This window comes from Novosphingobium capsulatum NBRC 12533 (assembly GCF_001598375.1).
Lineage (GTDB): Bacteria > Pseudomonadota > Alphaproteobacteria > Sphingomonadales > Sphingomonadaceae > Novosphingobium > Novosphingobium capsulatum.
The window spans coordinates 180,967-188,031 of record NZ_BCYV01000015.1 but is presented as its reverse complement, the minus strand read 5'-3'; the positions used below and the strand labels follow the sequence as shown (position 1 = coordinate 188,031).

The window sequence follows — 7,065 nt, the reverse complement described above, 5'->3', positions numbered from 1 at the left end:
TTCCTGCGTTCAGCTCACGCAGCCCGGCTGATGCCCGCGCAAGACACGCCAGTGCAGAGTGGAGGGGGCAGCGCTCTCGACGACGCGGTTATCGCGTTCCTGATTGCCTAGGTCTGTAGGAGCACCGGACAAAAAGAACCGCCGGTCCCTGGGAGCGGGACCGGCGGCGAGGGAGGGTCTGGTCAGAAACTGGCGCGCACGCCGATACGATACATCCGGCCGAGGACGTCGTAGAGCAGCGGGTTCACGTCGATCCCGGTGTTGGTCTGTGGCGAAGCGGCCGGATCGTGGTTGAACAGATTGTCCACCTTGGCATAGGCAGTGATCGCCTTGGTCACGTTGTACGTCGCGCCCACGTCGAAATAAAACGCGCCGGGCATGCGGTTGTTGTCGATCGTGGGGTGCAGCGTGGCCTGCTGTGCGGTCTGCACCGGACAGTTGGTCTGGCACTCGATATATTCGTTGCTGATCTTGCCGGCGCTGAACCAGCGCTGGGTGAAGGTCAGGCTGAAGTTGTCGGTATCCCAGCTTTCGGTTGCCAGCACTTTCCACTTGGGCGTGGCCCCGGCGTTGACCCCGGCGCCTTGCGTGGGGATCGTGTTGGGCAGGCCGATATCGGTGATATAGTTGCGCACATTGGTGGCTAGTGCGCGCAGGGTCAGGTTGCCAGGCAGCTTGAGGCTGTCGAGCCGGAACTGATAGCTTGCCTCGATATCGAAGCCGTCGGTGAAAATCGAGGCGAGGTTGAACGCCTGCACGTTGACATAGGGCGTGGCGGCATTGAGATCGAAGGCGCTGCACAGTTGCGTCACCCCGCCATAGCAGTAGTTCACTTCCTGCTGCGCGCTGAGTGAGGACACCACGCCTTTCACCTTGATGCGATAGTAATCGACCGAGAGGTTGAGGCCTGGCGCCCAGCCCGGGCGCGACAGCACGACCCCGGCCTCGGTATTGCGCGCGATTTCCGGCTTGAGTGCGGTGTTGCCGATCGTGTTCTGCTGCACGGTGACAGGCTGGTTGTTGTTGAACGGATTGGTCAGCCCCGGCACGGTAACCGTGATCGGCGCGGCATAGAGCTCGCTCAGGTTGGGTGCGCGCACATCGCGCGAGGTCACCGCGCGCAGACGGACGCCGTCCACCGGTGTCTGCCAGGTGCCGCCGATCTTCCACGTGTAGACCGTGCCCGAGGTGCTGTAGTGCGTGGCGCGACCCGCCAGGTTGAGATTGGCCTTGCCGGCGCCGGGCGTGTCGACCAGCGGCAGGTTCGCTTCGAGGAAGCCTTCATAGACCGAATACTTGCCGCTGCCGTCGTGATAGTTGCCCGCGTACCAGTTGTTGCCAGCGGTGTTGAGCAGCGGATCGGCTGGGTAATCGGCGGTGTTGGGATTGCTGGCGGTGACCCCGTTGCCATAGGGATCGCCTTTCACGCGGTAGTATTCGTGCCGCCATTCGCCGCCGAATGCCAGCGAAACCGGGCCGGCCCAGGTGGAAAACGGCTGGTTGTTGAACGCGATGCTGGCCACGTCCTGGGTCTGGCGGGTGTGCTGGTGCGGGCCATGGGCAGGGGTGATATAGGCAAGCGTCGCCGCGCTGGGAGTGGCGCCGCCAATGATGTTGAGCGGTACGCAGCCACTGGCGCGTGCGGCCGGATCGGCGCAGGCGATGGTGCCGTCGTTCAGGCGCACCGCCTGGATCGCGGCGTTGTATCGGGCGTTGAGCGTGATGTTGCTCACCGTGATGTCGGTGATGTTCTCGCCATGCTCGACATAGGCGTCATAGTGCAGGTCGCTGCCCAGGAACGGAATCTTGCCCTTGGCTCCGGCGACGAAGCGATATTGCTCGCGCACCGGATTGACGTTGATGAACTGCGGCAGCACCGCGTTGCTGACGCCATACTTGAAGCTGGTGATGCCGTTGGCCGCGCACAGATCCTGGATCGAGGTGGGCACGAACGGGTTGGAGCATTGCAGGGTGAGCGAATTGGCCTTGGCCGCGCCCGGATTGGGTGTGTTGTTGGAGGTGACGCGCGCCACGTTGACCGTGGCATAGACCTCGTTGTCATTATCAATATCGAAGCCGATGCGGCCATAGCCGTTGGTGCGGGTGATTTCCGATTGCAGGCTGGTGCCGTTGCCGACGTTGCCGGAAAGATCGCCGCCCACGCAGAAGCCGTTGTTGCAACCGGTCACCGTGCCGGCGGCGTTCTTGTCGGGCACGCCATTGGAGCCATAGACGAAATTGAACGGCTTGCCGCTCTGGTCGAAGGCGATGCCCTGGAGCGGGCCGGCCGTGATCAGGCCATACTTGGTGTATTGATAGGCCTGGGCATGCTTGCTGTTGCGGTATTGCGGCCTGCCATCGGTGTGCAGGCCAGTGTTGATCAGGGTTTCGGTCTCGTACCAGTCGCGCCCGTTGGGGCCGGGGCCTTCGCCGAAACCATAGGCGGGAACGCCGTTTTCATGGCTGTATTCGCCGCTGACCACAACATGCAGGCGGCCATCCATGAAGGATTTCCCGGCTGCGGCCTGGAACGTGTAATTGTAATCATCACCATAGGTGGTGATGCCGTTCTGCGCGTTGGCCTTGAAACCTTCGAAGTGGGTGTTGGTGACGAAGTTCACCACGCCGCCCACCGCGTCCGATCCATAGGATGCCGATGCGCCGCCAGTGACCACGTCCACCCGATCGACCAGCAATTGCGGGAACAGGCTGATATCAGGCACGCCGGTGACATTGGCGCCGACCACGCGCTGGCCGTCGAGCAGGGTAAGCGTGCGGATCGGCCCAAGGCCGCGCAGGCTGAACGAGCTGAGCCCCTGGGTGCCGCTGGACGTGCTGTTGGTGCCATAGGTGGCGCCGGTGCTGCCCTGGAGCGAGGGCAACTGGGCGATGGTGGTGAAGATGTTGGGCTGCGCGCTCTTGGCGATCACCGCCGCGCTGAGCACTTGCGTGGGGGTCGGCGCGCTGAAGCCGCTGGAGGTGATGCGCGAACCGGTGACGACGATTTCCCCGGTGCTGGGGGTGGGCGCCGCTGCTGGGGCAGGGGTTTCGGGCAAGGCGGCCGGCGCGGCCTCTTGCGCTAGCACTGGGCAGGCCCAGGCCAGCGCCACGAGCGCGGTGCCCTTGGCCAGGGCGGTGCGCAGCGGCCTGCTGCTCGACGTGGCGGTTGGCGTGGTGGTCATCGAAATCTCCCCCATGGCTGGTCCCTCGGCCGGTGGCGCTGCCCCGGCCTGGCTTGGTATCGCTAACAATCTTGCGCGTGGTCCTGGCGTTGGCAGCCCGGTTTCCGTGGTGAGGGCATAGGACTGCGGGGCGCCTGGCGCAGCCGCGACCATGGTCCTAATTGGGCGGGCGCCGGCGACGCGGCTAAGGACGCTGTTGACATGGCTGTCAGGCAACCCGCGCGGCGCACGCCATGCGGGGACGGCAAAGCAGGAAGGACAGAAGCGTGTCGGGCAAGATTGCAGGCCACAGCGTGGCGCCGCTGGCCATCGTGGTGATGGGCGTGAGCGGCAGCGGCAAATCGACACTGGGCGCGGCGCTGGCGGCGCGGCTGGACTGCCCATTCCTGGAAGGCGATGGATTCCATTCGGCGGCAAACGTCGCCAAGATGCGCGAGGGCATCGCCCTGACCGATGCAGACCGCTGGCCCTGGCTCGATCACCTGGGCGCGGCGATGGGCCAGGCGGTGCGGCAAGGCGGCGTGGTGGTCGCGGCCTGTTCCGCGCTGAAGCGCGCCTATCGCGAGCGGCTGGCTACCGCGACAGCCGAGCCGATCGCCTTTGCCCTGCTCGATGCGCCCTTGGCCGAACTGGCCCGGCGCATGGGCAACCGGCCAGGGCACTACATGCCGCCGAGCCTGCTCGATAGCCAGTTGGACACGCTGGAGCGACCCGGCGCGGATGAGCCAGCGCTTACTCTCGATTCCACGCAGGGCCAGGATCGGCTGGCCGATGCGATCCTGGCCTGGATCGTCCAGCGCCTCGCAGCTTAGTTGCAGGGCGCTTGCAGGTTCGGTTCCCTCAGGGCCGTGCGGCAAAGAGGGCGTGGTGGGTGAGGATGTAGAGCGTGCGCCCGTCCTTGCCGCCGAACAGCAATTGCAGGGGGCGTTCGGGCACGTCGATCCGGTCGATCGGGCGGCCTGCTGCGTCGTAGACGAAGACCTGGCCATTGGCGATGTAGACGCGTCCGTCTGGCCCTGATGCCACACTTTCCCCGCCGCGATCGGCAAAGGGTTGCAGGTCTGTCACTGCGCCGCCGGCGCCCAGGCGGGCGGAATAGGTCCGGTCTTCTGACTCGTTGCTCAGGAACACCCGCGCGTCGGACCGGGCGGTGACCAGGCCATAGGCATCGAGCGAATCGGAAAAGCGCCAGCCGAGATGGTCAGCCGGGCCTTGCTGGAACACGCGATAGGCGGGGATGGCAAGGCTGCCATCGGGCGAGACATATTCCTGCGCCTTGGGCAGCGCCACATCGCGGGCGAACATCTCTGCCAGGGTGGTGAAGCGGTAGGTTGCCGGATCGAGCTGGCTGCGAAACTCACCGTTGACCCAGAGGTTGCCGGGCAGGGCGGTGAGCCGGTCGGGGGCCGGTGTCGTGGCGGCGGCGGTGGGCGGGATCACCGTCAGCGCCTGCGCCGACGTGCCGGGTTTGAACGCATAGACCGTGCCGTTGCGGCCGAGCGCGGAGAGCACGATCAGGTTGCCCGCCCGGTCCATGGTCAGATTGACCGGATCGAGTGGGGCGTCGCGTTCGGTGATCAGCCCTTCGGTCTCGCTCCAGCCATGAATGCGCTGCTGGAAATGATCGATGAAATAGAGCTTGCCCTGCGCGTCGACCACGCCGCCGCTGGCGGAGAAAAATCCGTCGGCGAGCTTGGTCACGGGCACCCTGGTCGCTGCCGGCGCAACCGGATTGGCGGGCACGTCGAGCACGGCAAACTCGCGTTCGCGCACTTCCAGGCCATGCGTCACGTCGAGCAGCGCGTTTTCGAACGGAAACTTGCTGGCGCGCAGGAACGTGGCGCAGCCGTTTTCGTCGCAGGTGGCAAAGCCGCTTTCGGCGTTCACGTGCACGTTGCGCAGGCGGATGTCGGCCGAACGCTCGATCCGCACGGCGGCACGGGCGGGCTGGCGCGAGCGGGTGACGCGATAGGCGTGGAGATTGGCGATCAGGATATTGCGGGATTCGCGGATGTCGAACGAGACGGCATCGGGGCTTTCGCCGGCTTCCTCCTCGGTCTGTGGCGCGAGGAATTCCCAGTTGGCGACGCGGGTGAGGCCGAATTCAGTGCGGACATGGTGCTCGGCCGAAATCTGGTAGACATGGCCGGGCGTCTGCGTGTCGGACACGACCATGCCGGCTTGGGCATAAGTATTGGGCGTCCAGATATTGGCAAAGGTGCCGCCGCCGCCCGCGTTCACCCACAGGCTGGGATACTGGCCGCCCCAGCGCCGGCGCGGGTCTTTGTCGGCGGTATGGGTGTCGTTGTAGGGATCGAAACGGGTGCCATCGGCCGCCAGCGTGCCGTGGCCGCCCTGGAATTTCACGTCTTCGACCAGCGAGCCGGCGCCCGATTGCCACGACAGCGCGGTGGCGCGCGGGTTGATGCCGCCGGTGAACAGGCCCAGCCCGGTGACAATGACCTCTCCGCCGGCAGGCGCCAGGACCAGCGCGCGCGGCGCGCCGACGCCCTGGAACGCGGGGGTGCCATCGGGCAGCACGATCTGGGTGAGATCGGGGTGGAGCCCGATCAGCACGCTGTCGGGCCGTAGCGTCAGCGTATCGGTGACGACATAGCGGCCGATCGGGAAATAGAGCACGCGGTGCGTGGCGATCGCGCGTTGCAGGGCGGCGGTATCGTCGGTCCGGCCATCGCCGTTGGCGCCCAGTGCGCGCACGTTGGCCCATTGCGCCGGGCTGGGCAGCGCGCGGATCGCCGGGGCACGCGGCCGGGGCAGGGCGGCGAGCGCGGCCTGGTCCATGCGCGTTTCAACCGCGCCGGGCACACCCAGGCCGGGCAGGGTGATGCCGTGGGTGAAGCTCTTCACCCGATAAACCGGCGCGGCGCCGGCCACGGTCTTGCCGCTTTCGCGAAAACGGGCGAAGACCGGGGTGCGGCTGGCCACGGCGTTGTCGAAGCCGATCTGCGTATAGGCGTTGTTGGCGTTGGCGATGACCACGCCAGCCTGGCTGACGTTTTCAAAGCGCACGTCCTTGCCCCACAGCCAGTCGCCATAGCCTTCGTCGATGGCGATCCCCACCGGCACGTTGCGCAGCGCGACGTTGACCAGGGTGAGTCCGGCCTCGTGCTCGCGAATGGCGGCCTCGCGCTGGCCGTCGAATGTGGCGTCGAGCAGCGTGAACGGCCAGGCGGGGGAGGTCTTTTCGCTGAGGATGCCATAGCGGCCGCCGTGGAAATGCACGTCCTGCGCCATGTTGCCCACCTGATAGGCGCCGGCGAGGCCTGAACCGACCTGAAAGTCCATATGCCGCAGATAGGCGTGCTGCGCGGCGTGGAAACGCACGCCCACTGCCGCCGGATTGCCCGCGCCGATGGCAATGTCGATATTGGCCATGGCCGAATAGAATGCATCGGAATTGGCATCGGCGATGGCGGGATTGAACGGCACCGCGTCGGGCGGGGGGAACGGCACTTTGCCGTCGCCGGCGGTGGGGCTGCCCTTGGGGCCCCGCCCGGTGAAGATCACCATGGTGGCCACGCCCTGCTGGAAGCCCGGTGTGGCATCGCCGAGCATCAGCACCGGCCGGGTCTTGCCCGTGCCGATCAGGCGCAGGCCTGGCCAGAGGAACAGCGAGCGGGTGATGCGATAGCGCCCGCTGGGCAGGAACACCACGCCTTCGCCGCGCGCCCCGGCCTGGTCCAGCGCCTGCTGGATCGCGGCGCTGTCGTCGGCCTTGCCATCGCCCACCGCGCGCACGGTGATCGCCTGGGTGTCGCCGGGCACCTGGTCGAACACCGATGGCGTCTTGGCCTGTGCCAGGGTTGGGGCGAGCGCGATGGCCGCCAGAATGCTTGATCCGATCATCCAGGCCTGCCGTGGC

The 7,065-nt window shown here is 66.3% G+C and carries 3 protein-coding genes; 1 reads left to right on the top strand and 2 read right to left on the bottom strand.

Annotated features, from left to right (window positions below; translation table 11 throughout):
• Positions 1 to 182: 182 nt before the first annotated feature.
• Positions 183 to 3,182, bottom strand: coding sequence for a TonB-dependent receptor plug domain-containing protein (locus SCA01S_RS15435; protein ID WP_062787145.1), 3,000 nt, complete (start codon positions 3,180 to 3,182; stop codon positions 183 to 185).
• A gap of 317 nt (positions 3,183 to 3,499) precedes the next feature.
• Here SCA01S_RS15435 and SCA01S_RS15430 point away from each other — a divergent pair, with 317 nt between their 5' ends.
• Positions 3,500 to 3,994, top strand: a complete 495-nt coding sequence (locus tag SCA01S_RS15430) for a gluconokinase (RefSeq protein ID WP_084391046.1) — start codon at positions 3,500 to 3,502, stop codon at positions 3,992 to 3,994.
• A gap of 28 nt (positions 3,995 to 4,022) precedes the next feature.
• On the opposite strand, the gene SCA01S_RS15425 is transcribed toward SCA01S_RS15430, so the two are convergent.
• Positions 4,023 to 7,049, bottom strand: a complete 3,027-nt coding sequence (locus SCA01S_RS15425) for a glycosyl hydrolase family 28-related protein (RefSeq protein ID WP_062787199.1) — start codon at positions 7,047 to 7,049, stop codon at positions 4,023 to 4,025.
• Positions 7,050 to 7,065: the final 16 nt, after the last annotated feature.

Bases quoted from the DNA above. Each gene is read 5' to 3' on its own strand.
- SCA01S_RS15435 (WP_062787145.1), bottom strand. From the start codon at position 3,182: ATGACCACCACGCCAACCGCCACGTCGAGCAGCAGGCCGCTGCGCACC.
- SCA01S_RS15430 (WP_084391046.1), top strand. From the start codon at position 3,500: ATGGGCGTGAGCGGCAGCGGCAAATCGACACTGGGCGCGGCGCTGGCG.
- SCA01S_RS15425 (WP_062787199.1), bottom strand. From the start codon at position 7,049: ATGATCGGATCAAGCATTCTGGCGGCCATCGCGCTCGCCCCAACCCTG.